This window comes from Corynebacterium sp. HMSC11D10, from assembly GCF_001806995.1.
GTDB classification, from domain to species: domain Bacteria; phylum Actinomycetota; class Actinomycetes; order Mycobacteriales; family Mycobacteriaceae; genus Corynebacterium; species Corynebacterium coyleae.
The window spans coordinates 20123-46031 of sequence record NZ_KV787053.1; the positions used below are offsets into that span (position 1 = coordinate 20123).

24 protein-coding genes and 7 tRNA genes are annotated in these 25909 nt (G+C 57.7%); 16 read left to right on the forward strand and 15 right to left on the reverse strand.

What is annotated here, in order from left to right; translation table 11 throughout:
• Positions 1 to 44: 44 nt before the first annotated feature.
• Positions 45 to 608 carry a DUF4190 domain-containing protein gene (locus HMPREF3120_RS05745; RefSeq protein ID WP_070451290.1) on the forward strand — a complete coding sequence of 188 codons (564 nt, stop codon included), beginning with the start codon at positions 45 to 47 and terminating at the stop codon, positions 606 to 608.
• A 109-nt stretch (positions 609 to 717) separates the two neighbouring features.
• Here the strand turns inward: HMPREF3120_RS05745 and HMPREF3120_RS05750 are convergent, their stop codons facing one another.
• Complete coding sequence (locus HMPREF3120_RS05750; RefSeq protein WP_070422357.1) at positions 718 to 2160, reverse strand: RNA polymerase sigma factor; 1443 nt, start codon at positions 2158 to 2160, stop codon at positions 718 to 720.
• A 309-nt stretch (positions 2161 to 2469) separates the two neighbouring features.
• Positions 2470 to 3288, reverse strand: coding sequence for a polyphosphate--glucose phosphotransferase (ppgK, locus tag HMPREF3120_RS05755; protein WP_070451291.1), 819 nt, complete (start codon positions 3286 to 3288; stop codon positions 2470 to 2472).
• Positions 3289 to 3448: 160 nt separating this feature from the next.
• On the opposite strand from ppgK, the gene HMPREF3120_RS05760 reads away from it, so the two are divergent.
• Complete coding sequence (locus tag HMPREF3120_RS05760) at positions 3449 to 3742, forward strand: DUF4193 domain-containing protein (RefSeq protein WP_070422359.1); 294 nt, start codon at positions 3449 to 3451, stop codon at positions 3740 to 3742.
• A gap of 43 nt (positions 3743 to 3785) precedes the next feature.
• Here HMPREF3120_RS05760 and HMPREF3120_RS05765 read toward each other — a convergent pair whose 3' ends face one another.
• The gene (locus tag HMPREF3120_RS05765; RefSeq protein WP_070451293.1) at positions 3786 to 4307 is read right to left on the reverse strand and encodes a DUF3093 domain-containing protein; all 522 of its coding nucleotides are present in this window, start codon (positions 4305 to 4307) and stop codon (positions 3786 to 3788) included.
• 56 nt (positions 4308 to 4363) lie between these two features.
• Between HMPREF3120_RS05765 and dut the strand changes: the two genes are divergently transcribed.
• From dut to dxs, 4 genes are all read left to right on the forward strand, one after another.
• The gene (dut, locus tag HMPREF3120_RS05770) at positions 4364 to 4840 is read left to right on the forward strand and encodes a dUTP diphosphatase (protein ID WP_246815428.1); all 477 of its coding nucleotides are present in this window, start codon (positions 4364 to 4366) and stop codon (positions 4838 to 4840) included.
• A gap of 71 nt (positions 4841 to 4911) precedes the next feature.
• Complete coding sequence (locus HMPREF3120_RS11730; RefSeq protein WP_083279413.1) at positions 4912 to 5862, forward strand: DUF3710 domain-containing protein; 951 nt, start codon at positions 4912 to 4914, stop codon at positions 5860 to 5862.
• Between the two features lie 2 nt (positions 5863 to 5864).
• Positions 5865 to 7124 (forward strand): class I SAM-dependent RNA methyltransferase, encoded by a 1260-nt coding sequence (locus HMPREF3120_RS05780; RefSeq protein WP_246815429.1) that lies wholly within the window; start codon positions 5865 to 5867, stop codon positions 7122 to 7124.
• A 129-nt stretch (positions 7125 to 7253) separates the two neighbouring features.
• Positions 7254 to 9173: a 1-deoxy-D-xylulose-5-phosphate synthase gene (gene dxs / locus HMPREF3120_RS05785; RefSeq protein WP_070451297.1), complete on the forward strand. Its 1920-nt coding sequence runs from the start codon at positions 7254 to 7256 to the stop codon at positions 9171 to 9173.
• Positions 9174 to 9177: 4 nt separating this feature from the next.
• On the opposite strand, the gene HMPREF3120_RS05790 is transcribed toward dxs, so the two are convergent.
• Together HMPREF3120_RS05790 and HMPREF3120_RS05795 are read right to left on the reverse strand one after the other, a co-directional pair.
• Complete coding sequence (locus tag HMPREF3120_RS05790) at positions 9178 to 10455, reverse strand: HRDC domain-containing protein (protein WP_070451299.1); 1278 nt, start codon at positions 10453 to 10455, stop codon at positions 9178 to 9180.
• A gap of 16 nt (positions 10456 to 10471) precedes the next feature.
• Entirely contained in the window at positions 10472 to 11110 is a 639-nt protein-coding gene (locus HMPREF3120_RS05795) for a DUF3000 domain-containing protein (RefSeq protein ID WP_371325696.1), read from the reverse strand.
• 134 nt (positions 11111 to 11244) lie between these two features.
• Here HMPREF3120_RS05795 and hemQ point away from each other — a divergent pair, with 134 nt between their 5' ends.
• Positions 11245 to 11949, forward strand: coding sequence for a hydrogen peroxide-dependent heme synthase (gene hemQ / locus HMPREF3120_RS05800; protein ID WP_180950015.1), 705 nt, complete (start codon positions 11245 to 11247; stop codon positions 11947 to 11949).
• A 13-nt stretch (positions 11950 to 11962) separates the two neighbouring features.
• Here hemQ and msrB read toward each other — a convergent pair whose 3' ends face one another.
• From msrB to HMPREF3120_RS05820, 4 genes are all read right to left on the reverse strand, one after another.
• The gene (msrB, locus tag HMPREF3120_RS05805) at positions 11963 to 12376 is read right to left on the reverse strand and encodes a peptide-methionine (R)-S-oxide reductase MsrB (RefSeq protein ID WP_070451301.1); all 414 of its coding nucleotides are present in this window, start codon (positions 12374 to 12376) and stop codon (positions 11963 to 11965) included.
• Positions 12373 to 13608 (reverse strand): glycosyltransferase family 87 protein, encoded by a 1236-nt coding sequence (locus HMPREF3120_RS05810; protein ID WP_070451302.1) that lies wholly within the window; start codon positions 13606 to 13608, stop codon positions 12373 to 12375. The genes msrB and HMPREF3120_RS05810 overlap by 4 nt, the downstream gene beginning before the upstream one ends.
• 25 nt (positions 13609 to 13633) lie before the next feature.
• Positions 13634 to 14404: a pyrimidine reductase family protein gene (locus HMPREF3120_RS05815; RefSeq protein ID WP_070451304.1), complete on the reverse strand. Its 771-nt coding sequence runs from the start codon at positions 14402 to 14404 to the stop codon at positions 13634 to 13636.
• 67 nt (positions 14405 to 14471) lie between these two features.
• Positions 14472 to 15650, reverse strand: a complete 1179-nt coding sequence (locus HMPREF3120_RS05820) for a multidrug effflux MFS transporter (protein ID WP_070451306.1) — start codon at positions 15648 to 15650, stop codon at positions 14472 to 14474.
• A 186-nt stretch (positions 15651 to 15836) separates the two neighbouring features.
• Between HMPREF3120_RS05820 and HMPREF3120_RS05825 the strand changes: the two genes are divergently transcribed.
• Genes HMPREF3120_RS05825 through HMPREF3120_RS05845 form a run of 5 tightly spaced genes read left to right on the forward strand, consistent with a single transcriptional unit; the run spans position 15837 to position 22069 of the window.
• Positions 15837 to 17624 carry an ABC transporter ATP-binding protein gene (locus HMPREF3120_RS05825; RefSeq protein WP_070451308.1) on the forward strand — a complete coding sequence of 596 codons (1788 nt, stop codon included), beginning with the start codon at positions 15837 to 15839 and terminating at the stop codon, positions 17622 to 17624.
• Positions 17621 to 19369 (forward strand): ABC transporter ATP-binding protein, encoded by a 1749-nt coding sequence (locus HMPREF3120_RS05830; protein ID WP_070451310.1) that lies wholly within the window; start codon positions 17621 to 17623, stop codon positions 19367 to 19369. Before HMPREF3120_RS05825 ends, HMPREF3120_RS05830 begins: the two co-directional genes overlap by 4 nt.
• A 36-nt stretch (positions 19370 to 19405) precedes the next feature.
• Complete coding sequence (locus tag HMPREF3120_RS05835; RefSeq protein WP_070451311.1) at positions 19406 to 20002, forward strand: MptD family putative ECF transporter S component; 597 nt, start codon at positions 19406 to 19408, stop codon at positions 20000 to 20002.
• Entirely contained in the window at positions 19995 to 20681 is a 687-nt protein-coding gene (locus tag HMPREF3120_RS05840; RefSeq protein WP_070451588.1) for an energy-coupling factor transporter transmembrane component T family protein, read from the forward strand. Before HMPREF3120_RS05835 ends, HMPREF3120_RS05840 begins: the two co-directional genes overlap by 8 nt.
• On the forward strand, positions 20678 to 22069 hold the full coding sequence (locus tag HMPREF3120_RS05845) for an ABC transporter ATP-binding protein (protein ID WP_070451313.1): 1392 nt from the start codon (positions 20678 to 20680) through the stop codon (positions 22067 to 22069). Before HMPREF3120_RS05840 ends, HMPREF3120_RS05845 begins: the two co-directional genes overlap by 4 nt.
• Before the next feature lie 149 nt (positions 22070 to 22218).
• Here the strand turns inward: HMPREF3120_RS05845 and HMPREF3120_RS05850 are convergent.
• From HMPREF3120_RS05850 to HMPREF3120_RS05875, 6 genes are all read right to left on the reverse strand, one after another.
• Positions 22219 to 22294 (reverse strand) — tRNA-Gly (locus HMPREF3120_RS05850).
• Between the two features lie 35 nt (positions 22295 to 22329).
• Positions 22330 to 22401 (reverse strand) — tRNA-Val (locus tag HMPREF3120_RS05855).
• A gap of 16 nt (positions 22402 to 22417) precedes the next feature.
• Positions 22418 to 22491, reverse strand: a tRNA-Cys gene (locus HMPREF3120_RS05860).
• A gap of 40 nt (positions 22492 to 22531) precedes the next feature.
• Positions 22532 to 22607 (reverse strand) — tRNA-Gly (locus HMPREF3120_RS05865).
• Between the two features lie 35 nt (positions 22608 to 22642).
• Positions 22643 to 22714, reverse strand: a tRNA-Val gene (locus HMPREF3120_RS05870).
• 19 nt (positions 22715 to 22733) lie between these two features.
• Positions 22734 to 22809 (reverse strand) — tRNA-Gly (locus tag HMPREF3120_RS05875).
• A 247-nt stretch (positions 22810 to 23056) separates the two neighbouring features.
• On the opposite strand from HMPREF3120_RS05875, the gene HMPREF3120_RS05880 reads away from it, so the two are divergent.
• From HMPREF3120_RS05880 to HMPREF3120_RS05895, 4 genes are all read left to right on the forward strand, one after another.
• A tRNA-Val gene (locus HMPREF3120_RS05880) sits at positions 23057 to 23128 on the forward strand.
• Between the two features lie 185 nt (positions 23129 to 23313).
• Positions 23314 to 23913 carry a copper resistance CopC family protein gene (locus HMPREF3120_RS05885; RefSeq protein ID WP_070451315.1) on the forward strand — a complete coding sequence of 200 codons (600 nt, stop codon included), beginning with the start codon at positions 23314 to 23316 and terminating at the stop codon, positions 23911 to 23913.
• A 9-nt stretch (positions 23914 to 23922) separates the two neighbouring features.
• The gene (locus tag HMPREF3120_RS05890; RefSeq protein ID WP_070451317.1) at positions 23923 to 24579 is read left to right on the forward strand and encodes a copper chaperone PCu(A)C; all 657 of its coding nucleotides are present in this window, start codon (positions 23923 to 23925) and stop codon (positions 24577 to 24579) included.
• A gap of 98 nt (positions 24580 to 24677) precedes the next feature.
• The gene (locus HMPREF3120_RS05895) at positions 24678 to 25829 is read left to right on the forward strand and encodes a Dyp-type peroxidase (protein WP_246815430.1); all 1152 of its coding nucleotides are present in this window, start codon (positions 24678 to 24680) and stop codon (positions 25827 to 25829) included.
• Positions 25830 to 25909 lie beyond the last annotated feature (80 nt).

The window sequence follows — 25909 nt, forward strand, 5'->3', positions numbered from 1 at the left end:
TCGGTACAGTGGGCGGGCACATTACGTAAAACGAGGAGAAACGAATGACTGACCGCTACAACCCCAACGGTTACCCGAACGACCCGAACGGCCACCCTGAGGGAGTCTCGCCCTATAACCAGCCGCAGCCGGAAGGCTACGACACAGCGAACAACTACGCGGGCTATGAGGCACCAGCGGGCTATGACACGGCCCAGAGCCCCTCCGCTTACGGCGCGCCCTACGGCACAGCGCCGGTAGGGGAGCAGAAACCTAATGGCGTTGCAATGGCAGCCCTGATTTTCGGCATTCTCTCGATCCCTGCCATGTTCACGTTGTTCGGTGCCATCATTCTTGGTGTCATCGCGGTGATCCTCGGCATCGTTGGTATCCGTAAATCGAAGAACATCGTGGGGCCGGGTTCCCGCAAAGGCATGGCGGTGACCGGCCTTGTCCTAGGCGCTTTCGCAATGATCGCAACTGCGGTGATGATCTTCTGGGGTGTGTACTTTGCCAAGGACATCATCGGCGATTGTGAACAGTACCAATCGGACAACGCTGCATACCAGAAGTGCATCGAAGATGGCTTCAATGAAAAGATAAATGAAATGGAAGGGTCCTCGAACTAAAGACCGCGGTGATACTCGCCGTAAACGAGTAGCACCGAGTAAAGCGCAAGCTCAGCGCCCCGGCAGATACATGATCTGGCCGGGGCGCTGAGCTTTGTCGCGTGAAAATCTAGTCCAGGTAGTCGCGCAACACCTGGGAGCGCGACGGGTGACGCAACTTCGACATCGTCTTCGACTCGATCTGGCGGATACGTTCACGCGTGACGCCGTAGACCTGACCAATCTCATCTAAGGTGCGCGGCATGCCATCGCTCAAGCCGAAGCGCAGGCGAACGACGCCAGCCTCACGTTCGGTGAGCGTGTGCAGAACGTCTTGCAGCTGATCCTGTAGAAGCGTGAAGGACACGGCATCCACGGCAACGACTGCCTCGGAGTCTTCGATGAAGTCGCCGAGCTGGCTATCGCCCTCGTCACCAATCGTCTGGTCGAGCGAAATCGGCTCACGAGCGTACTGCTGGATCTCGAGGACCTTCTCCTCGGTGATATCCATTTCCTTTGCCAGTTCGAGCGGCGTTGGCTCGCGACCGAGGTCCTGCAGCAGCTCACGCTGAATGCGGCCAAGCTTGTTGATGACCTCGACCATGTGCACCGGAATACGAATGGTGCGGGCCTGGTCTGCCATAGCACGCGTAATTGCCTGGCGGATCCACCACGTGGCATAGGTGGAGAACTTGTAGCCCTTGGAATAGTCGAACTTCTCAACGGCACGGATGAGGCCAAGGTTTCCTTCCTGAATCAGATCCAGGAATGCCATCCCGCGGCCGGTGTAACGCTTGGCCAGCGACACGACGAGACGCAAGTTCGCCTCGAGCAGATGGTTCTTTGCCTTGCGGCCATCACGAGCAACCGCGCGGAGATCACGCTTTACCGCAGGCGTGAGCTTTGCATCCTTGTCGCCTTCTGCAGCAGCACGTGCCATCTCGTCGAGACGGTGCTGTGCGTAGAGTCCTGCCTCGATGCGCTTCGCAAGAGAGACCTCTTGCTCTGCATCGAGAAGTGCAACCTTGCCGATTTGCTTGAGGTAGGCACGAACAGAGTCCGCGGATGCGGTCAGCTGAGCATCCTTGCGTGCTTGGCGCAGGGCAGCGGATTCTTCAATGTCCCAGACAGAAGAACCGTCGTCCTCTTCTTCCTCGTCATCTTCGTCTTCGGTCTCGTCGGCGTCGTCCATGGCACCGTCGAGATCTTCGTCGAACGCGTCGTCCTCATCGTCGCCCATGTCCGGGTCGTAATCCTCGGCATCGGTCGGATCCAAGGACTCGTCGTCCGCGCTTGTTGCCTCGAGATCCTCGGTCTCGGCTTCGTCCGCCTTCGCTGCAGCGGTTTGAGCAGCCTTTGTGGTGCGCTTCGCCGCAGACTTACGGACAGTTTTCTTCGCGGACTTCTTTACCGTCTTCTTGGCTGTCTTTTTCGCGGTTTTCTTCGCAGTCTTTTTAGCAGTCTTTTTCGCGGTTTTCTTCACTGCTTTTTTGGCTGCTTTCTTCACCGTCTTCTTGGCAGGCTTCGAGTCGGTACCGGAACCGTTGCTCTCGCCACCGTTTGACGGATCCACAGGCTCGCCATGAACGGTGTTGTTGCTTGAAGCTTCGCTGGCTACCACGTACGCCCTTTCGACTCATCAGACTATCTCGGGGCCGGGACCTCGCAAGAGGTTCGGCCCACAACCACTGCGATGTGCACTTCATCGTTGTGAAGTGCAGTTGGTGCAGTGTTTGCTACCACTGGAAAACCAGGGTACGCAAGCACATAAAAATTTTCAGAACGCCCATCCTAGCAAGCAGGTGAACGTTCCATTTTTATGTGCCTACTGCACGTATGGGCGCGTAGCCCGAATATGCAGAATGTCAACACCCTACAGGATTTACCTATGAGGTGAGCCAGCGACATGACCGGCACCGGCCTTGGCAGCGCCCACGATGCCTGCTCGATTCAGTAACTTGGCCACAACTACTGGAGTGTTGACGTTCAGCAGTGGAACCCACTGGTCACTGTTTTCCGAAACACCGCCGCCAACGATGATGACATCCGGGTTGAGGAGTCGTTCGTATTCGCAAAGAACAGTTTCCACGCGCTTGGCCCAATCGTCGTAAGAAAGGCCTTCCCTCGTGCGCACGGCGGATGACGCAAGGTGTTCGGCCTCCGTGTCGTCGATAAGCAGATGCCCGAGCTCGCTATTGGCAAAGAGCTGACCGTTAGCTAGAAGCGCTGAGCCGATACCCGTGCCAAACGTCAGAAACAAGGCAGAGCCGCGCTGTGCTTCGGGGCATCCGAAAGACACCTCCGCAAGCCCGGCTGCGTCGGCATCGTTGAGCACAGTGACATCGTGCTGCCCCAGCACGGTAGAGAAGAGCTCAACCACATCCGTGCCCACCCAAGTCGGGTCAATATTCGCCGCAGTGCGAGCAATGTTGCGGACAATCACGCTCGGAAGCGCAATCCCAACCGGGCCTGACCATGCTGCTTGACGCGTTAACTGCGCGATCGCCTCTGCAATAGCGTCAGGGGTCGCCGGTTGTGGCGTAGCCACCTCAAGTCTTTCACCGTGAAATTCGCCACTGTGAAGGTCGACAACCGCAGCCTTCAGGGAGGAGCCTCCAACGTCAACTCCAAAGCCGAACCGGGATGAAGGGGAAACTGAGCGCGACACGTGCGACTCGTTGTGTGGTTGAGGTGAGGTCATGTGCGCAGTGTACAAACTTGCACCCTTGTGCGGATGATGTCGAAAAAATGAGTTTCTACCAGCAAAGATGACAGAAGCATGGACGTGCTTTAGTATTCCGCTCAAATGTCGCGTGTAGAGGCGCGATCAAGCACGACGTTGAGCTGGAGGAACATCAAGCATGGCCACCGATTACGATGCGCCGCGCCGCCGCATGGACGACGACATCGAAACCGACTCCCTCGAAGGCCTGAAGGCAGCAGAGGTTGCAGGCAGCAGCATGGACGATGATGGGGAAATCGTTGAGCCTGTCGAGCCCCCGACGCAGGACCTCTCGGGTGAGGAACTCAATGTTGAGGTCAAGCCACGCCAGGAAGACGAATTCACCTGTGCGTCCTGCTTCTTGGTGCAAAAGAACAAGCGCCTCGCCTATGTCGAGGACGACGGCTCCAAGATCTGCCTCGACTGCGAGTAATTAGTACCAGGCGGCGCAAGCCGTTATCCGCTCCTCGCGGGGATTAGGAGCGGTCCTTAAGGCCCGGAACGAATGCATCAAGCACGGCTTCCGGGTCTTTTGCTGAAATGAGCCAATACGGCGTCGGATCCTCTGGGTCATCGAGCACGAGAAGAACATGCTCGGGCACCCACGACCGCGTGATGAGGAACGCTGCCGGATCGAGTTGCCTACCCAAAGCATTCTGGCGGGCGGAAGCCGGCACAACCGTCGCGCGGTCCACGACCGTACTGGGCAAGTTCGCATCCCCGGCGAGCAACCAGCGGGTCCCGTCAGGGTCCTGCTCAACGGTTAGGGTGTAGCGCGACAGCCATACTAAAAACCAGACCGCTAACGTGCCTGCAACAACAAAGCCGCCAACAAACCACCACATGTTGCGGTTCAGTGCGAGCTCGCCTGCGAGGAGCAGCGTCAGGCCTGCAACTGCAGCCCACCAGTACCAAGGCACCCATTGGCGCTCGGTATACAGCACTTTCGCTGCATCCGGAGCGGAAGTGTCGGAAGGATTCACTGGGTTCGTAGTCACCCCTCATACCTTAGGCATTGATATCGGAGGAACCCAGCTGCCGTATGGTTGGCAGCGTGGAAGAGCAACAATCAATCGCGCGTATCGACGACACCTTCGGCCCAATCGCAGTCAAGCGACTTGACCCTGATTTGCCCTTGCCTCACCGGGCTCACCCGGAAGATGCCGGAGCTGACCTTTACTCCGCAGAGGATGTGACGCTCCAGCCAGGTGAGCGAGCGCTTATTGGCACAGGAATTGCGATTGCGCTTCCTGTAGGCACAGTGGGATTGATTCACCCGCGTTCCGGGCTCGCAGCAAAGCAGGGCTTGAGCATTGTAAATACTCCCGGAACCGTCGATGCAGGGTACCGGGGCGAGCTCAAGGTGTGCCTCATTAACACCGACCGGTCTGAGCCGATTGTCATCACACGTGGAATGCGTATCGCACAACTCGTCGTGCAACGTGTGGAACTGGCAAGCTTTCAAGAAGTGGACGAGCTCGATGAGACGGTCCGAGGCGCTGGCGGCTACGGATCGACTGGCACGAACTAACTCTGTGTCGCTCTGGGGGCTACAGTCTTTAGCGACGAAAACGTACTGAGAATTTAGAGGAGGTACCTGCAATGGCAATCTGGCCGTTCAGGAGGAAGAAGAAAGCCGAAACAACCCCGGAACCGCAGAAGGTTGTAGAGGAGTCAACCGCGGCACCGGCAGCGTCCGAGGCTGAGGCGCCCGAATCGGTTGCTGATACCCAGTCGGCATCTGCTACGGCAGATGCGCAGGTAGAGGCGCCGGAGCTTCGTGTGGCAGAAGGCGTGCAGGTCCTTACAGATTATGACCCGATCAATGGCTCCACGGGTCCGTTCGATGGCGATAACGTCAACATTGATGACTTTGACTTTTCGGACTTCTCCCAGGCCACGCTGAACCTCGGATCCATCCGGATTCCACTGCCGAAGGAATCCCAGGTCCAGGTGGAGATGGGCGAGCAGGGCCCCAAGATGGTTCACATCGTCACCCGCTTCGGCCGCCTGACCCCGGTGGCGTTTGCTGCTCCGCGAACCGGTGGTTTGTGGGAGGAATCTTCCGACGAGATCATCGAAGGTATGCGTTCTGAGGGTATGCCCGTCGAAATTGAGCAGGGGCCCTGGGGTCAAGAGATCGTAGGAACCGGCACTAACGGCGTCATTCGAATCATCGGTGTGGAGGGGCCGCGCTGGCTCTACCGCGTGACACTTGCTGCTCCGTCCGGTTCGGAAGACCAGCTTGCGCAACTTGGTCGTGAAACGGTCGCGCGCTCGTTTGTTTACCGTGGCGACGACCCGATTCTTGCTGGAAACTCTCTCCCCGTTGTGCTTCCTGAGCAGCTGGCAAAGCAGGTGCAAGAGGCTGTGGAGGCGCGTGCTCAGCAGGCTCAGGGCGCTCAGGAAGCCCCCGCGGAGGGCAACCCGAACGTGCTGAGCGACGCGTTGCAGAAGATCATCGCTCAAAATGTCGAAGGCCAAAAGCAGCTCCGCGAATTCCGTGAGGCGCAGCGCGCTCAGCGCCAAGCCGGACGCGGTAAGTCCGAGTAGCTGTGACTGACGAGATTACTGCCGGCCTCGTGCTGAAGTTGTCTGTGAGGGCAATGGCGCACGGGGGAGAAGGCATCGCCGACGCCCCAGACGGGCGCGTCGTTTTCATCGCGGGCGCAATTCCCGGCGACACGGTTGAAGCGCGACTGACCCGTGTGAAAAAACGCTGGGCACGTGCAGAGCTTGTCAAAGTAGTGGATCCATCGCCTCACCGGGTCAGATCGGCTTGTCCTGCGGCAGCAGCAGGTGCGGGGTGCTGCGACTTCGCGCACATTGACCCGGCGGTACAGGTATCGCTCAAACGCGACGTTCTTCTTGGCCAACTCGGTGCGCTTGCGAGCAAGAGTGGTGTTGTCGAGGCGGATGTCGTCGAGAAGCAATTGCGGGTTGTGGAGCTTGAACCCAGAACTGGTTGGCGCACCCGTGTCCGCATGGGTGTTGATCCGCAAGGACGAGCCGGAATGCGTGCACTGAAATCGACAGACGTTGTCGGTGGTGTCGTGTGTAGCCAGGTCGCGCCGCAAGTGCTCGACGGCATCATTGGCGACGACGCGGCTCGATACACGCCCGGCAGTGAGATTGTGGCGGTCGTGGATGCCCGCGGGAAACGTCACGTTGTGGAAACACACTCGGCGCAGCGTGGCCGACGCGTTGAGCGTATTCACAAGGTGCTTGAAGGCCCGGGGTTGGTCACCGAGGTGGTAGACGGTCACGAGTTTTCCTTTCCCCCGACAGCATTTTGGCAAGCGCACCTCAACGCGGCGCAAACCTATAGTGACCTCATTAAGGAATGGGGAAGCGACAACTACGCGCACCGCAACGGATGGGATCTGTATGGAGGCGTTGGTGCATTTGTGCCTGCGATCAATGAGGCAATCGGCGGCGGCAGGATCGACAGCGTAGATTACTCCGCTTCGGCAACGGCGAACCCACAGCCAGTGGAAGACGAGTTTGATGTGCATCGCCACAATGCGAAGGTGGAAGTTGGAATCAGCGAGCTTCCGGCTCCGGGACTTGTTGTCTTAGATCCGCCTCGGTCAGGGGCAGGGCGTGATGTCGTCGACAAGATTGCGCAAGCGGCTCCAGAACGCATCATTCACATCGGTTGTGATCCAGCAACCTTTGCGCGCGACCTCGCAGGCTTTGGCGCGCACGGATTTAGAGTCGAGCACATTGCTCTTATCGATGCTTTTCCCAATACTCACCATTTTGAGGTCATGGCATCACTTGTGCCTGACCACAATAGTGGTGCGGAGGAATAGGGCCAACCAATTTCGGAGTGTAAGCTGACCAGAACCGATTCCGCACTACGCAACTTGCGGAAACCATACGGGAACACCGCAGATGCGGACCGCATCGCGGCGAAAAACCTGAAGGAGAGCGACAGGATAGTGGGACTGCTCGAGCATATTGAGACACCGGCAGACGTGCAGAAGCTCGCGCCGAGCCAGCTCAACGCGCTCGCGGACGAGATCCGGCAGCTGCTCATCCAGAAAGTGTCAGCAACCGGAGGACACCTCGGACCGAACCTCGGCGTTGTTGAGCTGACACTGGCGCTGCATTACGTTTTCGATTCCCCGAACGACCCAATCATCTTTGACACGTCGCATCAGTCGTATGTGCACAAGATTTTGACTGGACGTGCGAACCAGTTCGATTCCTTGCGCAAGAAGGGCGGTCTTTCTGGGTACACGTCGCGATCTGAATCAGAACACGACTGGACCGAATCTTCCCACGCCAGCGCCTCGCTGTCCTATGCGGACGGTCTTGCCAAAGCGAAGGAACTCACCGGTAATTCGGACGATCACGTCATCGCAGTTGTCGGTGACGGAGCGCTCACAGGTGGCATGTGTTGGGAAGCACTCAACAACATCGCGGCTGGAAACCGCAACGTTGTCATCGTGGTTAACGACAACGGCCGTTCGTACTCTCCGACGATTGGCGGACTGGCCAATAACCTGACCAAGCTCCGTGACCAGCTTGCCGCTATTCGGATCCAGCCTGGCTACGACGAGGTCATGGAGTCTGGGAAAAAGACCCTCAAATCTATGGGGTGGGTCGGAGAGAAGACCTTTGATGCGTTGCATGCGCTCAAGGAAGGCGTGAAGTATCAGGTTCTTCCAACCGAAATGTTCCCGGACCTTGGTATGAAATATGTCGGTCCGGTCGAGGGGCATGATCTCAAGGCACTGCTCAACGCCTTTAAGTATGCCAAGCGCTACGAGGGGCCGTTGATCGTGCATGTTGTCACTGAGAAAGGCCACGGTTTCGCCCCGGCAGTCAATGACGTAGCCGACCAGATGCACTCTACCGGCGTGATCGACCCTGTAACAGGAAAAGCACTGGCCACCTCTAAGCCAGGTTGGACCGCCGCTTTCACCGAAGAGCTGCTTCGCGCAGGCCACGAACGCGATGACATCGTTGCGATCACTGCGGCAATGGCGGGGCCAACCGGTCTGCAGCCATTTGGTGAGCAGTTCCCAGACAGGTTCTTCGATGTGGGGATTGCGGAACAGCACGCAGTGACGTCTGCCGCTGGTATGGCACTCGGTGGATTGCACCCGGTTGTGGCGATTTACTCGACCTTCCTCAATCGTGCTTTTGACCAGTTGCTTATGGATGCAGGTTTGCTCCACCAGCCGGTTACGTTAGTGCTGGACCGTGCAGGCGTAACTGGCTCCGACGGCGCAAGCCATAACGGTGTTTGGGATATGGCGATCGCATCGATCGTCCCGGGTGTCCGTATCGCCGCACCTCGAGACACTCAGTCGTTGCGCGAAGAGTTCAGGGAGGCCCTTCTTGTCGACGACGCCCCGACGATCGTACGGTTCCCGAAGGGCTCTGCCGGCCCGACGATCCCGGCACTGCGAAACGTCGGCGGTGTAGATATCCTCGCCGAACCCACAGGTGATAGCAGCGATTCAGAAATCGACGTGCTACTCGTTGCCGTCGGCGCATTTGGTCAGGCCGCGCTCGAGATTGCAGATGCGCTTGTCGACGACGGTATCCGCGTAACTGTTGTCGATCCCCGTTGGATCATTCCCGTCAACGCCGCGCTGTGTGACCTGGCTGTCGAAGCTGACATGGTTGTGGTCTATGAAGACGGCATCATTCGAGGCGGCGTCGGATCTGCTATCGCTGAGGCGTTTTCGGCAGCAGAGGTGGACACACCGCTACGCCAACTCGCGTTTCCGGATGTGTTCCCCCTGCACGGGTCCCGCGACGAAATCCTCCAGGAGTACGGACTCGATGCGGAGTCTGCCACCCTGCAGATTAGAGAGTGGGCACAGCGACTCGCTGACAGCGAGTAAGGCGCTATTGAGCGCGCTTCCTGCGACGGCGACGTGCTGCAGCTCGCCCAGATGACGGGGTTTTGCCCTGCGGGATTCTTGCTGCTTTCGCTTCAGCTTGGGCCCGCGCGAGCAGCGGTGCCGTAAGGGCGATCTGCCATGGGCGTGCCCCAGCACGCTTCAGTTGCATAGCAGCAGCGTCAGTGCTCCATACGGCGTCGGAGTCTGGGGCGGTCCACATAACTTGTCGCAGCACTGCAGAAGAGAGCAGCATATCTGGACGGATGTTTTGTTGCGTCGCCACTTCAGAGACGTACTTTCGCGCCGACTGCAATGCGTGCCAGGAACGTGGGTAGTCGCGTTCCCACACAATTTTTGCGGGAGGGTCAGTCGGTGCAGGCTGCGCGGGGGTTGGCCATTGTTCGGGGTTCTCAGCGAGCGCCTGTTCGACGAGACTAAACCAGAATTTGGCTTTCGTTGTGTTGAGCGAGCGGTAGCGCAGGCAGTTTCGCAGTTCCCATGGGGAAGATGGCACAGTACGAGCGATGGTGACGATTGATTCGCTCGAGAGCATGTGACCGGGAGAGATGTCTTCTTTTCGGCAATGTTCGTCGCGGGCGGTCCACAGCGTTTTAGCGAGCTGCAGGCTCCTGGCGGAGCGTAGCCCTGACACTCCCTTCATGTCACGCCATGTCTCATTAAAGGGTGCGTTGTCCGGTCCGAGCTCGTTGACAATCCGCTCAAACTCCTGCTCGGCGAACGAAAGCTTGCCTTCGTTGTCCAATTGCTCGGCGAGAGCCTCTGCGAGATCGTGGAGGTGTGCCACATCTAGCGCTGCGTATTCTTGCCACGTCGGTGGCAGAGGTGTGGTGGACCAGTCTTCGTGGCCGTGACCTTTCTTAAGTTCTACTCCTACGAAGTGCTGCACCATCGCCGCCAAATTTGGCCTATTAAACCCTGCGAAGCGGGATGCGAGTTCTGTATCAAAGATTGTGCCTGGGTAGAGACCGAGCATTGCGAGCGACTTAAGATCATCGACGGCAGCGTGGATAATCCAGTCCTCACCGTTGATGACGGGAGCGAGGGCATCATGAAGCGCGTCCCGGTTGCCTTCCGGGGCGAACAGGTACGTATCGGTATCTCGTCGATAAATCTGCACGAGGAACGCTCGGTCGTCATAACGAAATGACGCTGCGCGCTCGGTATCGATGGCGTAAGCGCCTCGACCTTCTGCCAATGCCGCCGCTGCGCGAGAGAATTGCTCGGGAGTTTCTACGAGGTGGTACTGCACCTGGGATGTCATGTTGCGTAAGTATGCCCTAGCGTGCGTTGAGCTGTGTCACACCCTCTGGTGGAAGCCCGGCAACATGTGCCAAAACCTTGGAAAAAGCCTCGACGTGGCTCTTCAAGTCGATCCCCTCAGCAGTCCAGGAGGCGCGCATCTCCAACTGGTATGCGCGGGGAGGTCCACCGATCTCACCGAAGCGTACTGATGCGGTCGACGTAACCGTGCCGCCAAGATTGGTGAACCCAGCACTGGTCTCCGCGAGCGATTCATTGAGCCACTGCCAAGCGACGTCAGGTAGCAACGGGTCTGACGCCACAGCATCATCCATGTCCGCTTGGATATAGGCCACCAGCCGCATGGTGCCCTCCCAGGCCTCCTCGGCGGCAGGGGAGTGCAGGAGGATTAGTCGGCCGAAAGCATCGCCTTCTGAATCGACCGGGATGTTGTCACCGTCCTCGTTCGGGTGGACTACTTCGAGCCCCACAGCATGGCTAAACGGTGCTGGTCGCTGCGGCGGTCGGATAGTCCCGAGGGAAATCTCAGGACGAAGCTGGGCTGCATGCATTGACTCGACGGCCTTAGAAAAATCCGCCGGCCAGTTCTCGTTTGCGCCTTCCCCGAGCGTATCCGCACTATGTGTGGAGGTCTGGGGGGTGGTGTCCGGATTCATCACACGCATAAAGGTATCGACCCGTTGCGTGTGGTGGGGGAGGCGCGCCGACATATCGTCGAGACGCAATGTGCGACAGCGTAGACTCATTACGACTTTAGTTTGATCTGCCGTATCGGCAGGGAAGGAGCGTCATCATGGCCAAGCTTGACTTTGCGAAACTCAACGCCACGCAGCGTTATCTGCAGTTTGCAGTGTTCCGTGCAATTCCCGGTGCTCTTGGGACGGAACGTACTCGTATCATCGAAGAAGCGCAGGCTTTCTTCCGCAAGCTTGAAGAAGAGGGCGTCGTTGTTGTTCGTGGCATCTACGACAACACCGGCATTCGTGCTGATGCAGACTTCATGATCTGGTGGCACGCAGAAGAGTTTTCCGACCTACAAAAGGCACTGGCTGATTTCCGACGTGAGACTGCGTTCGGTCAGCTCGTTGAGGTGAGCTGGCTTGGCAACGGTTTGCACCGTCCTGCAGAGTTCAACAAGTCCCACCTGCCGAGTTTCATTATGGGGGAGGAACCGGGTGACTGGATCACGGTCTACCCCTTCGTTCGCTCGTATGACTGGTACATCATGGACCCCCAGAAGCGTCGCCGAATTCTTTCTGAACACGGCCAAGCCGCCCGCGACTTTGCGGACGTGCGCGCGAACACCGTCGAGGCGTTTACGCTCGGCGACTACGAGTGGATGCTGGCATTTGAGGCGCCAACGCTCGAGCGCATTGAGGCCCTGATGAAGACGATGCGCTACACCGAGGCCCGCCTGCACGTGCGCGAGGAGGTTCCGTTCCAGACCGGACGTCGCGTCAGCGACATCGCGGAGATCATCAACATCCTGCCGTAGGCCGGATGAGGCCCTAGGCCTCTTTCAGCGTCAGGCTAATGGAGTTGATGCAGTAACGCAGGTCGGTGGGGGTGTCAAAACCCTCGCCGGCAAACACGTGGCCGAGATGAGAGCCACAGTTCGCGCAGAGTACTTCCGTACGGATCATTCCGTGAGAGCGGTCTTCGCGCTCAATAATCCGATCGCCCGCCAGTGGGGAAAAGAATGCTGGCCACCCGCAGTGTGCGTCGAACTTTTCTGAGGACCGAAACAGTTCCTCACCACATGCTCTACAGCGGTAGACACCTTCAGTGGTGGTGTTGGTGTATTCGCCCACACCGGGTGCCTCGGTGCCGGCCTCCCGCAGGACCCGAAACTCTTCAGGGCTAAGTTTTTCTCGCCACTGTGCTTCGGTGAAGTCCTTGTAATTTGGTTTGGATTCGCTCATTGTCGCGTCCTCTCCTTTTGTGGCGCCGATGTGATTTGAGTAGACCATACCCACGATGCCACCGCGACAATAAACACGGCCCATCCAAATGTGGGAAGAAAAGTGTTCAGCCACCGTCCAACCAGTATCGCGTCAGGCGTAACCCAACTCAGTGGCGCGAGACATAAAATGGCGCCCAGCCACGTTGGCCAAGTGTGCAGGGGGCTGGCGCGGTGAAACACAGTAAACAGGGCGGGGAAGAGCATCATCGAGTAGTACGCCTGTCCGAGTGAGGACAGTAGGCATACGCCTGCGAGCAGGACGCCGGTGCTCAGGGTCAGCCAAAGCCATTCGTCGCTATAACGCCAGCGGGCTAAACCAATGATCGCCGCCGCAACAGCAGATGCAGCGACGACAAAGAGGATGGTGTGCGCCCAGGCAGGCATACCGAAATAGACGGCAAAACCTGCGAGCGAAGAGTTGGCATAGTCGCGTGTGATGCCTAGATACGGCACAACAACGTCGATGTAGTCGCGAGCACCTGGAGTCAGCGGCCAGGCAATGACGTTGAGGAATACAGGTACGGCGACACCGCAAGCAACTACCTTCCACCGCATTTTCATCAGTGGCAGTACGAGAAGCGGAGCGAACATTGGCTTGACGACGACCGCCAGCCCGAGCACGATACCCGCACCGACATCACGCCTAGCGAGAAACAACGCGATAAACGCAGTCAGGGCGAGAAGTAGTACACCGTTGATGTTCGAAAACACCAAGGTATTTGTCACGGCTTCCGTCACAAATGCAAGGGCTAATGCGATTGGAAGCACCGGGTGAGACATGCGGAAGCCCGCTAGCTGCGTAAGCCATGTGACTGCAGCAATAATGCAAAGCGCGTTGAACAGGATGAAAAATGGCCTCGCGCTTTCCATACTTGGAAGCATCCCAAGAGGAGAAAGTAGCAGCGTAGCACCCGGGTTATAGAGGTAGTGCGGGTCAACGTGCTCGTAAATCTCGTTGTACACAGGTACTCGGTCGACGAAGCGGCGTGCCGCCGACCAGACCGTAGTGAAGTCGTCGGTCACCGATCCGGTGCGTGCGAGGACAAAAAGCCTGTGCACGATCAAGATGACTGCCAGTGGCCAAGCCAAAGCACCTGCGCCTCGAAGCGTGGAGGTTGGTACCTCCGCGTGGGAACGCGTCGCGACGGGCGCTGGGGCGACCCAAAAATCATGGAGGCGAGTTTGCAACATCACGGGTGATACCGTACCGGCTCGATTAGCCTTTTCGGTCCCGCACCCTTCGGTAACGGCAAAACAGCAGGGAATCGCTTGTTGCTTTAACCGACTCGAGAACAAAGGGGATGTTGCGATCGTCGTCACTGTGCCCGAACAACCTCACTTCAGAAGGCTGCAGCACTGCGTGAGGGCTGATGGTGTAATGAAATACGTCTACCGCGTCTTCATTCAGCATCTGGGTGTTGAGCTGTGGACCTCCCTCGCAAACGATGCGGGACATACCGTGCATGTGCAGCGCTTCAATTGCTGTTCGCATGGAGTCATCTACGAGCGGGAGGATGCTGCCACCAGCCTCGGTGATGTCATGTGCGCGAGCAGCAACCTCAGGGGTATCGAGCATATCCTGGGGGACGGCGAATATCGGCGCTGCGAGACTATTGGAGAAGAGCTGCGAGGACGTATCAAAACCGAGGCTGCGGCTTAACACCACAATCGGAGGCGCGACAGACTGCCCGTTTTCCTTCCGTTGTTGCTGTTTCTCTGGCGAGACTCGCGCACCGAAGTAGTCTTCCTTTCGTACCGTTTCCGCACCAACGAGCACTGCATCAGACCACACGCGAAGGGCGTTGAGCAATGCGAAATCGGTCGCATTTCCCAAGCCGGCAGATGCTCCCTCGATTGCGGCAACCCCGGTGAGCGAAGCAATACCAATCAAGCGTGTCTCGCACTCCCCAGGTGGAAGAACCGGCCCAATCAATACCTGCGGGTCGATCGAGTCGGGAAGCTGGTCTGAGGTGTTGGGGGTAAGCATCGTCGTTGATTGTAAAGCGGTTTTGTTTCTGGCCTCGTGGTTTTGGAACGTGGTGGGTTGAAGCTGATCAGCTTCGGTGAAAGCGTGAGCTGATGCGTGCTCCCGTAAGCGCCAAACCAGCGCAGGTGAGCACGCCGAGCGCCATCGCAGCGGCTGGGTTTGGGCCGAGCGCAACAAGTGGTGGAACGAGTCCACCGATAATGAATTGGAAGAACCCCATGACACCGGTTCCGGCTCCGGTACCGATGTCTCGCACTTCCTCGATAGCGAGAGCGGAAGCATTCGCCATGATGAATCCCGCCATCGCGGAGAGGATTGCGATAAAAGGAATCATTGCGGTGCTTGGACCCAAAATGGAAAAGGCGAGGAGTATCGCACCTACTGTGAGATCAACTCCGAGTGCGATGGTAAGGAGCGTGCGCGGCTGGTGCCGCTTGAGCAGCCGCATATTGAGTGTGTTGCTCAGCGGAATGAGCAACGCGATACTCCCGAAGACGAGAGAGAATGTGGTTGGGCTCAGACCGAGCTGCAATTGGAGGACTAGGGGAGAAGCCGCGATGTAGGAAAAGAGCGTGCCAAAGCCCAAACCTGCAGCCACCATGTATCCAGTGAACGCGGGACGTTGTAGACAGCGCCCCATCCGCGGAAACATCTGGCGCAAGGTGCCCCTTGTCCGCTTGTGGGAGGGCAGCGTCTCGGGAACGAGCCACAAAGCGACAACGAGCTGCGCAAGATTGACTGCAGCGATTGTCCAAAAAACGCCGCGCCAGGTGAATGCGGGAATGATGAGGCCACCAAGCACCGGGGCGATTGCAGGCATAAACCCGGAGATCGCCATGAGCGCTGAAAGTCCGCGCGCGGCTTGTTTTCCGTGAGCAATGTCGGGGACGACAGCACGAGCAACGACGATCGCGCATCCACCTGCGAGGCCTTGGAAGAAGCGGGCGCAAATGAGGAATGCGATGGAATCGGCTAGCGCGCAAGCCACCGAGGCAACAAGGGCAACGGCGGAAGCCACAATAATGACAGGCTTTCGTCCGGTCCCGTCGGAAATCGCCCCAAACAAGAGATTGCCAAGGGCCATACCGAGCATGAACCCGGTAATGGTCATCTGGGCAAATGAGTGTGACGTCGACAAACTCGTCGCAAGCTCTGGCATGCCCGGGAGGTACATGTCGATGCCCAGGGGGCCAGAGGCGGTAAACAAAGCCAGCGCGGCGAGGAGGCCACCAGAAAGTTTCTGCACGCCGGTAGGATAGCCGCTCCGGATTCTGGTGAAGCGATGCCTATTGAAGTCTCGTGACCATTGCAGTGAGCGAGAACAGCAGAGGCAACAATCGGGGGAGCTGCTCGTATCGGTTTTCGTGCACGATTAGGTACATCTCCCAGAAACTAGATAAGGTTAGCCTTACTTAATAAGGATGGTGTTTGCATGGACGATAGTGCAATGGATCAGGTTGTTGAAGGTGAGTATGGGTCGGCGAAGGAAAAATCTGTCGCTGGCCAGAACGCGATTCGTCAGTTATCGCAGCCGGTGAAAGGCAAACTGTTCGTCGCGCAGGTCTTAGCGTTCGCCTCCGGGGTGTTGGCAATTGCCCCGTATGTGGCTCTGGTGGAGCTTGGCAGAGAACTTATGCAAGACCAGGTGGACCCGGCGCGAGTGAACTGGATCGTCATACTCCTCGTCAGTGCATACATGACCCGGTTGACCTTATATTTTGTTGCATTGGGCGTGACGCATTTTATTGACCTGTCGTTGCGTAACCAGATGCGCCGGCAAATTGCCGCCCGAATGTCGACTGCTCCGCTGTCGTGGTTTACCCGCGAGGGTGAGGGGAAGATCCGCAAGACCATTCAGGATGATACGGCCACGGTGCACACAGTGATCGCGCACGGGCCGATCGAGAAACTGAACGCGATCGTATCCCCGCTCGCCTTGTTGATGTATGCGTTTGTGGTGGATTGGCGACTCGCGTTGCTGTCGATTGCGACGATTCCGATTTATGTGGGCATGTATGGCATGTCGATGCGTGGGATGAATGAGAAGACCGCGCAAATGGATACCAAGCTCGCTCAGGTTTCGGCAACGATGGCCGAGTTCGTTGCCGGTATCTCAGTGGTGAAAGCGTTCGGCAAGGTTGGCCAAGCACATAAAGCCTATTTAGATGCAGCTAACGAGTTTTCTAAGTTCTACCGGGCGTGGTGTATGCCGCTGGTGTCGATGTCGGTCGCCTCATTTTCGTGGGTGTCGATCCCGGTGTTGTTGATCGTGAACCTTGGCGGTGGCGCGTTGATGATGAACGCCGGTTGGGTGAGCATCTACGAGGTGATAGCGACGACGTTGATTGCCTTGGTGTTGCCGGGCGCATTGATGACAGTCGCGACAATCGCCTGGTCTTACCAGCTCGCAGGGTCTGCGGCAGTGAGGCTGGTGAACGTCATGGAGCTACCGGCGTTGAGTCAGCCCGATGCGCCACAGACACCAAAGGGTCATGATATTGAGATTCGGGGTGTGTCGTATGCCTATGATGACACCCAGGCATTAGACGAGGTGAGCCTGAGCATTCCGGCAGGCACGGTGACCGCGCTGGTTGGCCCGTCGGGTGCGGGGAAGTCGACGTTGGCGAGTTTGATTGCCCGCTTCGATGACCCGGACGCTGGCACGATCACTATTGGCGGGGTTGATCTAAAGAGCATTTCCCAGGATGTGTTGTATTCGACGGTTGCATTCGTCCTGCAAGATGCACAGCTTATTCGTGACACCATCCACAACAACATTTCCCTGGGCGCGCCAGACGCAACCTTGGATCAGGTGCGGCAGGCGGCGCGGGCAGCGCAGATCGACGAGTTCATCATGAGCCTGCCAGATGGTTACGACACCGTGTTGGGCGAGGACACCCACGTTTCGGGCGGCCAGGCAGCCCGTATCGCAATCGCCCGGGCGCTCATGGTTGATGCCCCAGTGTTGGTGCTGGACGAGGCGACGGCGATGGCGGACCCGGAATCGGAATCGAAAATCCAACAAGCTCTCTCGACTCTTGCCAAAGGCAGAACCGTGATTGTGATCGCCCACCGACTGGCCTCGATCAGAGGGGCAGACCAAATCGTCGTCATGGAACGCGGGCGCATTGCTGTGGTCGGTAAACACGATGAGCTGTTGGGTAATGCGCACTATCAGGCACTTCTTACCCAAGGTGCATGCGAGGAGATGACACGATGAATCAACTATTGCTGCCACGCTTTAAGCGTTTGATGGAACCCGCCTCGTGGCGAGACCTTTCGGTTGGTCAAGCGTGGGGTGCGGTCTCAGGACTGTGTCACGGCTTTGCCCTGCTGACTCTGCTTCCCGCCGCAAGTGCCCTAGCAACCGGAATGCCGGTGTGGGGGCTGTCGTTTTCGGGCTGGCTCATCGCCTTGGCGGTGATCGCGATGCTGGGCGTGGGCACGGAGTTTTATGGCATGCGCACCGGCTATATCGGCGCGCTCGGATTCATTCACGACGTCCACCAAGCGGTCGGCAACAAGGTAGCCCGCCTACCGTTGGGAGTGTTCGATTCGGGTAGCTCTGGACGGCTGTCGCGCATGGTCACCCAGGAAATGATGAACTTGGGCGAGTCGGCGGCACATTTCATTTTCTCCCTCGTCCAAAAACTCTCAGCCGTGCTGGTGATCACTGTGGGAACCTGGTTCTGGGATTGGCGACTGGGACTGACCTTGACGATCGCCTTCCCGATCATGCTCGCTTTCCTCCATATCTCCCGCGTGCTTCTTGATAAAGGTAAGCAGGTTTCCGAACCAGCCGAGTCAGAGTTGGCGGCTCGCATGGTCGAATTCGCCACCTGCCAAGGCGCGCTGCGCTCCTGCCATGTCGCCGACGACTACCCGGCCCTTGATCGGGCATTCAAACAGGCTGACCGCAAGGGTCGCAAAGCATTGTGGATCGAAACATTAGCGAACCTGATTAATGGAATGTTCGTCCAAGCGCTCATTGTGGTGATGATCTGGCTGACCGCCCAACTCGCCCTCGGCGGGCAAATGAATGCGCTGAACGCCGTGGTCACAATCGGCATGTGCCTGCGGTTCACCACCATGCTCCAAGACATCGGCGGCTGCATGACCGGGCTGGAAGAACGCCGCCAGCAGATGAACCACGTCGACAAGGTCATGGATGCCCCCGAACTGTCCGAACCCGATGCCTCCACACCGATAAACGCCCCTGGTGATGTTCGTTTCGAGGACGTCACCTTCAGCTACGATCCGGACACCCCGGTTCTTTGTGATATTTCCTTCCATGTCCCGCAAGGCGGCATGTGTGCCCTGGTTGGTCCATCTGGGTGCGGGAAGACGACGATCGCCCGGTTGGTTGCACGTTTCTGGGATGTGCAGTCCGGCAGCGCGCGCGTTGGCGGAGTGGACGTGCGCGAGCAGACCATCGAAGACCTGATGCGCCAGGTGTCTCTCGTCTTCCAAGACGTCTACTTATTCAACGACACTCTCGAAGCCAACATTCGCCTTGGCAACCCAGAAGCCACCGATGAAGAAATCAGGTGGGCCGCTGACCTGTCGGGCGTGACGGAAATCGTCAACCGCCTCCCAGACGGCTGGAATTCATTGGCGGGTGCTGGCGGGCGTGCACTGTCAGGTGGGGAACGCCAACGAGTGTCCATCGCTCGCGCCTTGGTGAAGAAAGCTCCGATTGTGCTGTTCGATGAGGCCACCAGCGCGTTGGACGCGGAAAATGAAGCCAACATTGTTGCGGCGATGAATGAGCTACGCAAACACTCCACACTGATTGTCATCGCCCACAAACTGGAAACCATTCGGTCAGCTGACCAAATCATTGTGCTCTCCCACGGTGGGCGTATCGCCCAGCGCGGGTGCCACGACGAGCTGGTCAACCAGCCAGGTCAATACCGCGATTTCTGGCAAGAACGCATCAACGCCGCCGGATGGCAACTCGTCTAAAACACAGCACTGTTCACAATCATGAAAGGAAAAACTATGTCCACACCCACATCCTCGCGCCTCAACGCGCGCGACTTCATCAACATTGGCGTCTTCACCGCCTTGATGTTCGTCATCGTGTTTGCATTCGGAATGCTCGGGTTCATCCCCGCCGCCATGTATGCCGGTTTCTTGCTTTCTATCCTCGTTAACGGCATCGTCTTTGCGCTGTTCACAGCACGCACTCCGAAGATGGGGGCGTTGACAATCATGCTGATTATCATCGAAATCCTCTTTTTCGTGACCGGCCACTGGGTGGGCGGCGTCGCGGTGGCCGCTGTATTCGGCCTGCTCGCTGACTTGGTGATCACCAAGGGGCCGAAGAGCGTGAAAGTTCGCGTTCCACTGGCATATGCATTGTTTATCCTGCCGATCTACGTGTCACCGTGGATACCGCTATTTATGAACCAAGATGCATATATGTCGCAGATCGCCGAACAAATGGGTGCCGAGTATGCCGCGAAGATGGCCCAGGTAGTCACTATCCCGACTCTGTTGGGCTTCTTCGTTGTGATGCTCATCGTGGGCTGGCTTGCTGGTCTGTTAGGAACCCGGGTGGCGCGTAAGCACTTTGAACGGGCCGGTCTTGTCTAAACTTCCCGACCCGCGCACGATTATCGCAGCGCTCGTCATCGTCTCCACCACGATCTACAGCGCCTACTCGCCGTGGTTCGTGTGTACTCTGGGCGGATTCGCCGCCGTGATGCTGGCGAGCGCTGCGATCAACCCCAACACGCTCGTGCGCCCGAGCTGGGTAGCAGGCTACCTCGCCACGTTTGCGGTCCTCGGCACACTCGTTTATGTGATACCCCTGGTCTGGAAATCAACGGCCAGCGCGTTCCTCGTGCTGTTTTTGCAGTGGATGTGGCGATTCAGTGTCAGCGCAGGAATGGGAGCCTATGCGATCGGCGTAATCCGACCCGCCACCTTGCAAAAAGCACTCGCCAGCTCACGGATCCCGACCTGTTTCACGATCCCAATCTCGGTTGCCTTACGTGTGCTGCCCGTGATCGGCCACGAGGTTAAAGCGATCTCAGATGCCATGAAACTACGCGGCATGTCCGCGCTTTCCCTGCGTGCAGCCCAGTACTTCACAATCCCGCTGCTATCGACCGTGGTACGCAGCGGGGACGAACTGGCATCGGCCGCCCTCGTGCGCGGACTGGGCGGAACCGCAAAGCCCACCTCAGTCACGGTCGTGAAATTCCGGGTGGTCGACGCAGTTATTCTGCTCGTCGTTATCGGCTTCGCGATATGGAGAATCGTCCTATGACAATAGCCCAAGCAACTGGGGTCACATTCACCTATCGAGGAGCAGACCACCCCTCAATCAACGACGCAACCATCACCATCACACCTGGAACCGTCACCTTGCTGTGTGGCGCGTCAGGGTCAGGGAAAACCACCGCGTTGCGGCTGTTTAACGGGCTCATCCCACACTTTCACGACGGCGACCTTACCGGAAGCGTCACAGTCGACGACATTGACGTGGCACGAGTAGATCTATCAGAGCTTGCCCACCACTGTTCGACAGTGTTTCAAAACCCGCGCACCCAGTTCTACACCACTCACGTGCGCCAAGAACTCGCCTTCGGTCCAGAAAATCTCGGCCGCGACCCGCAGGAGATCTGTGCCCGCATTGACGAGGTTGCAGCCGAGTTAGGTATCGTCGACATGTTGGAATCCCGCGTCACACAACTATCAGGCGGACAGATGCAGCGCGTGGCCTGCGCCGTCGCCATGTGCAACAACACGTCGCTGATCGTCTTTGACGAGCCAACCGCGAACTTGTCCGCTGACGTTATCGACCAACTCGCCACACTCATCGCCAGGCTCAAAGCCGATGGACACACCATCATCATTGCTGAACACCGGCTGAGTTTCCTTGCTGGGATCGTCGACCGCGTTTACTGCTTCGACAAAGGCAAGATCGCCCTCACCGCAACCGGCGAAGAGTTCTACGCTACCTCGGATGAGGAGCGCAAACAGCTTGGACTGCGATCCCTAGTGCCCGTATCCATGCCGAGCCTGCCCGAACCAGAAGGTGAAGGGCTCACGATCGACAACCTCGCCTTTGCCTACCGCCACGGAAACACAGTCCTCAATATTAACCACGTGTTGTTTCCGGCAGGGAAAATCACGGCACTCCTTGGCCCGTGCGGTTCAGGGAAATCAACTCTGGCACGCATTGTTTGCGGACTAGAAAAAGCCAAACATGCATCCATCACACTCGGCGGACAAAAATTCACCAGCCGCGACGCCTACCTTGTGATGCAAGACCCTACCCGACAGTTGTTCTCAGATACCGTCATCGACGAAGTCACGCTCGGCACGACCAAAGCCGAAAAGCAACACATCGATGCCCACGCGATCCTTGAAGAACTCGACCTTGCCGACCACGAGACTGATCATCCCCAAGCACTTTCTGGCGGGCAACGCCAACGCCTGGTTATTGCTACAGCGCTTGCTACGAACAAGAAAGCTTATATCTTCGACGAGCCCACATCCGGTGTTGGCTACAAGCACCTGGTCGCGATTTCCCGAGTAATGCGTAAACTCGCTGACACTGGTGCCGTCGTCATTGTCATCACCCACGATGCCGAACTTGTGACCGAGGTCGCCGACCATAGCGTCCGCCTCGACCAAATCAACGCCTGCTAACGCAAACGCCCGCTCAGCCGAAAGAGAGGAAAGCGCTTCTGCAGGTAAGAGCTAACGCGCTATACACTCGCTAACGCAGGCGATTTTTCGCACCCCCCTAAGCGATACGCGCTAACGCAAACGCCGTTTTATCATTTTCAACGTCATAGTGGAGCGGATGACGAGACTCGAACTCGCGACCCTCACCTTGGCAAGGTGATGCGCTACCAACTGCGCTACATCCGCATCTTGTATTCAGTTGACGAGGGGGAAACCCTCTGTGCGCGATACTGGGATCGAACCAGTGACCCCTACCGTGTCGAGGTAGTGCTCTACCGCTGAGCTAATCGCGCTTGGCTGGTGACAGCTTGGAGGTGGATACGGGAATCGAACCCGTGTACACGGTTTTGCAGACCGTTGCCTAACCACTCGACCAATCCACCGTGGAGTTACCTCCAAAGTATTCGGGAACTCCGAAGTACTTGGAGCGGATGACGAGACTCGAACTCGCGACCCTCACCTTGGCAAGGTGATGCGCTACCAACTGCGCTACATCCGCATCTTGTATTCAGTTGACGAGGGGGAAACCCTCTGTGCGCGATACTGGGATCGAACCAGTGACCCCTACCGTGTCGAGGTAGTGCTCTACCGCTGAGCTAATCGCGCCCACGTTCCTTGATGGAACTGGAGCGGATGACGAGACTCGAACTCGCGACCCTCACCTTGGCAAGGTGATGCGCTACCAACTGCGCTACATCCGCATGCTCTCCGCGCTTACCGCGCTGATTGCGAGAACAAACCTTATCCTCATTCACCGCTTGTATCCAAATCGGCAGTTCACGGCACTTGGTGCGGGTTGGTTAATGAGGTTTCAGCGATGTAATTCTCGGGAGCCGCACGCGATTCAAGGTGTCAAACTAAGCAGGGGAAGGCTCTCTTGGGGGGAAAGTGGTTGTGGCCTGCGGATTCGTCCGTGGCGCTCCATCCGTGTAATCTAGCAATTCGTTCGGTCCTATGGCTCAGTGGAAGAGCGTTCCGTTCACACCGGAAAGGTCGCTGGTTCGATCCCAGCTAGGACCACAACGCAAACCGTCAGGAAACTGACGGTTTTTCTTTTTCTTCAGGCAGTCAGGGCGGGGGCCTGCGATTCCTAGCTGCCAATATTGGGGGTTTTGTGCCAGTGTGGGAACTATTCGGCCGTTTTAGGCGACTACTCATTTCGAGCGCGAAAATTACGCACTCAATAGTTTGAACAAGGAGACGAAATGCCCAAACCTGCACATTGCAGGCAAGTTGCACGAGTGGGCGGTATTGCTGCCGCGGCGTTGGCAACTGCTCTGGTTACCTCGGCTCCCGCGGTTGCGCATGACGTTGTTATCGGATCCAACCCCGAAAACAAGTCTGTGGTGCAGGACTTTCCTGAGCGGATCGAGCTGGAGTTTTCTGGCGAGCCCAAGGAAGGTTTCAATACCGTCGCCATCTCACGTACGGAGAATGGAAGCACGGATGTGCTGTTCACCGGCGAACCGGTAATTGAGGGCCGAAACGTCACACTCGACCTTCCGCCAGATCTGCAGCCGGAGGCCGGAGACTACAAAGTTGGCTTCCAAATCGTGTCGTCCGACGGGCACGCAACTAAGGGTATGACCTCGTTTAGCTATCAACCAGATGACGCTGGCTCGCAATCGCAACAGGATTCGACCGCTACTAACGCTGCAGAAACGAATGAAAACTCAAGCTTTTCTGCTCTCTGGCTGCTTGCTCTTGGCACCATCGTGCTTGCGGTCATCGCGGTGTTGGCCGTGACGAATCGTTCGAAGAAGAGCAAGACCATAACCGATGACGTGCGCAAAGGCGCGCAGTAAGGAAACATGATGAAGAATCGTTTGATGGCCACGGCAGTTGTCGCTGCTTTCGCTTTGACCCCGGCGCTGACCGCCTGCTCTAGCGACTCCAATGAGGCGGCAACCGACACAGCTACCTCGTCCGCTGCAACGTCGGCAAGTGAGACTGCCACGGATGCTGCCGCCACCTCGGACGTTGAACTCGTCGATGGCACTGTGCGTGCAAAGGCTGCCAAGGACGCAGAAAATGGCAGTGATATGACGGCGATCTTTGGCACCTTGAAAAATGGCACGGATGAAGACATCCACGTGATTGGCTTCACTACCTCGCTGGGTGAAGCCATGTACGAAATCCACGAGGTTGTGGATGGCGTTATGCAGGAGAAGGAGGGGGGCATCGTCATTCCGGCCGGTGGCACTTACGAGCTGAAGCCAGGCGGTGACCACTTCATGGTGATGGGCTACCCGGACGAGATTCCTGCTGGAGACACCGTTGACGTCACGCTGCTGACTGAGGGTGGCACCACGATTGACATTCCGGAAGTAGCCGTCCGTACCATGCTGCCGGGCGATGAGGACTACGGCGAGGATGGCAAGGTCATGGACCACAGCCAGCACAAGCACGGCGACGATGCAGCGCATGGCGAACACGCCGAGCACAGCGAAACCGCTGAGCACAAGCACTAGGAGGAGCGAATTCAATGGTTGAGCCACAGCGTGGCGGAGTTTCCCGCCGGGTGTTTCTGGCCGGTGCGGCTGGGGGGGCGGGGGTTGCGTCATCAAGCATGGCGCTCGTTGCGTGTAGCGGTGAGGATGATCGCGAAACTGCATCACGGGCACTCACCGAATCAACTATCGCATTCGATGGCGCTCATCAGGCAGGCATCCAAACGACGACACAAGCGAATCTCAACCTCGTTGGGTTCAACCTCAAGGACGGCGTGAAGGTTGATGGTCTTCGCCGTCTTATGCGGTTGTGGACGGAAGATGCGCGAGAGCTCGTCTCCGGCCGCAACCCTTTGTCAAGCCTTGAGCCAGAAATGGTAGACAAGCCGGCAAACCTTACAATCACATGCGGGCTAGGCGAGCGAATCTTTGACGTCGCCGCCCCCGAAAGCAAGCCGGCGTGGCTGCACGACATTGAGCCGATGCCGCGAGAAAAGCTCGTCCCAGAGTGGGGACAAACCGATATCGTTCTCCAGATCTGCTCGGATGACCCGATGGTGTGTGCATGGGTAATGCGCCACATGACCCGCGCAGGGATGGACTACGTAAAAACTGCGTGGGTGCAGCAAGGGTTCATGAACGCCTACGGCAATATTCCGAAAGGCCAAACCCCGCGCAACCTCTTCGGTCAAGTCGATGGAACCGTCAACCCACATTCGGACGATGAATTCGCGGAGCAGGTGTTTCACGAGGATGGCTCTTCCTCACTGGTAGTGCGCCGGATCGCGATGGATCTCGACGATTGGGAGCGGCTCGACCGGGCTTCACGCGAGGAGTCTGTCGGCCGCAGGTTGAGCGACGGTGCCCCGCTCACTGGCGACAGCGAATTCGACAAACCAGATCTCGATGCAATTGATGAATACGGTCTGCCCGTCATTGACAGGAACTCGCACATGGCGCGAGCAATGCCGCCGAAGGACCATCCGGAGCAGCGTTTCTTACGCAGACCGTACAACTACAACCTTCCGCCGGATCCGAACTCGAAAGGTCTCTCAAATGCAGGCTTGGTCTTTCTGACTTTTCAGAAGGACCCGGATATCCAGTTCACGCCGGTGCTTCGCCGTCTGCTGGAGATGGATCGCCTTAACGAATGGACGACTCACATTGGTTCCGCGGTGTACTGGGTGCCACCGGGCACTGTGGAGCCGGGTAGTGGTAACTCCGGTGATACGTACTGGGGCGAAGCCGTACTTTCCGGCACTCGGGGGTAGAATCCCTATCGACCGGCGTGCGTCTGCGCCGTCGGGACAGTGAACAGCACGATGGGGTTGCGTCCAGGTATGACGCAGCC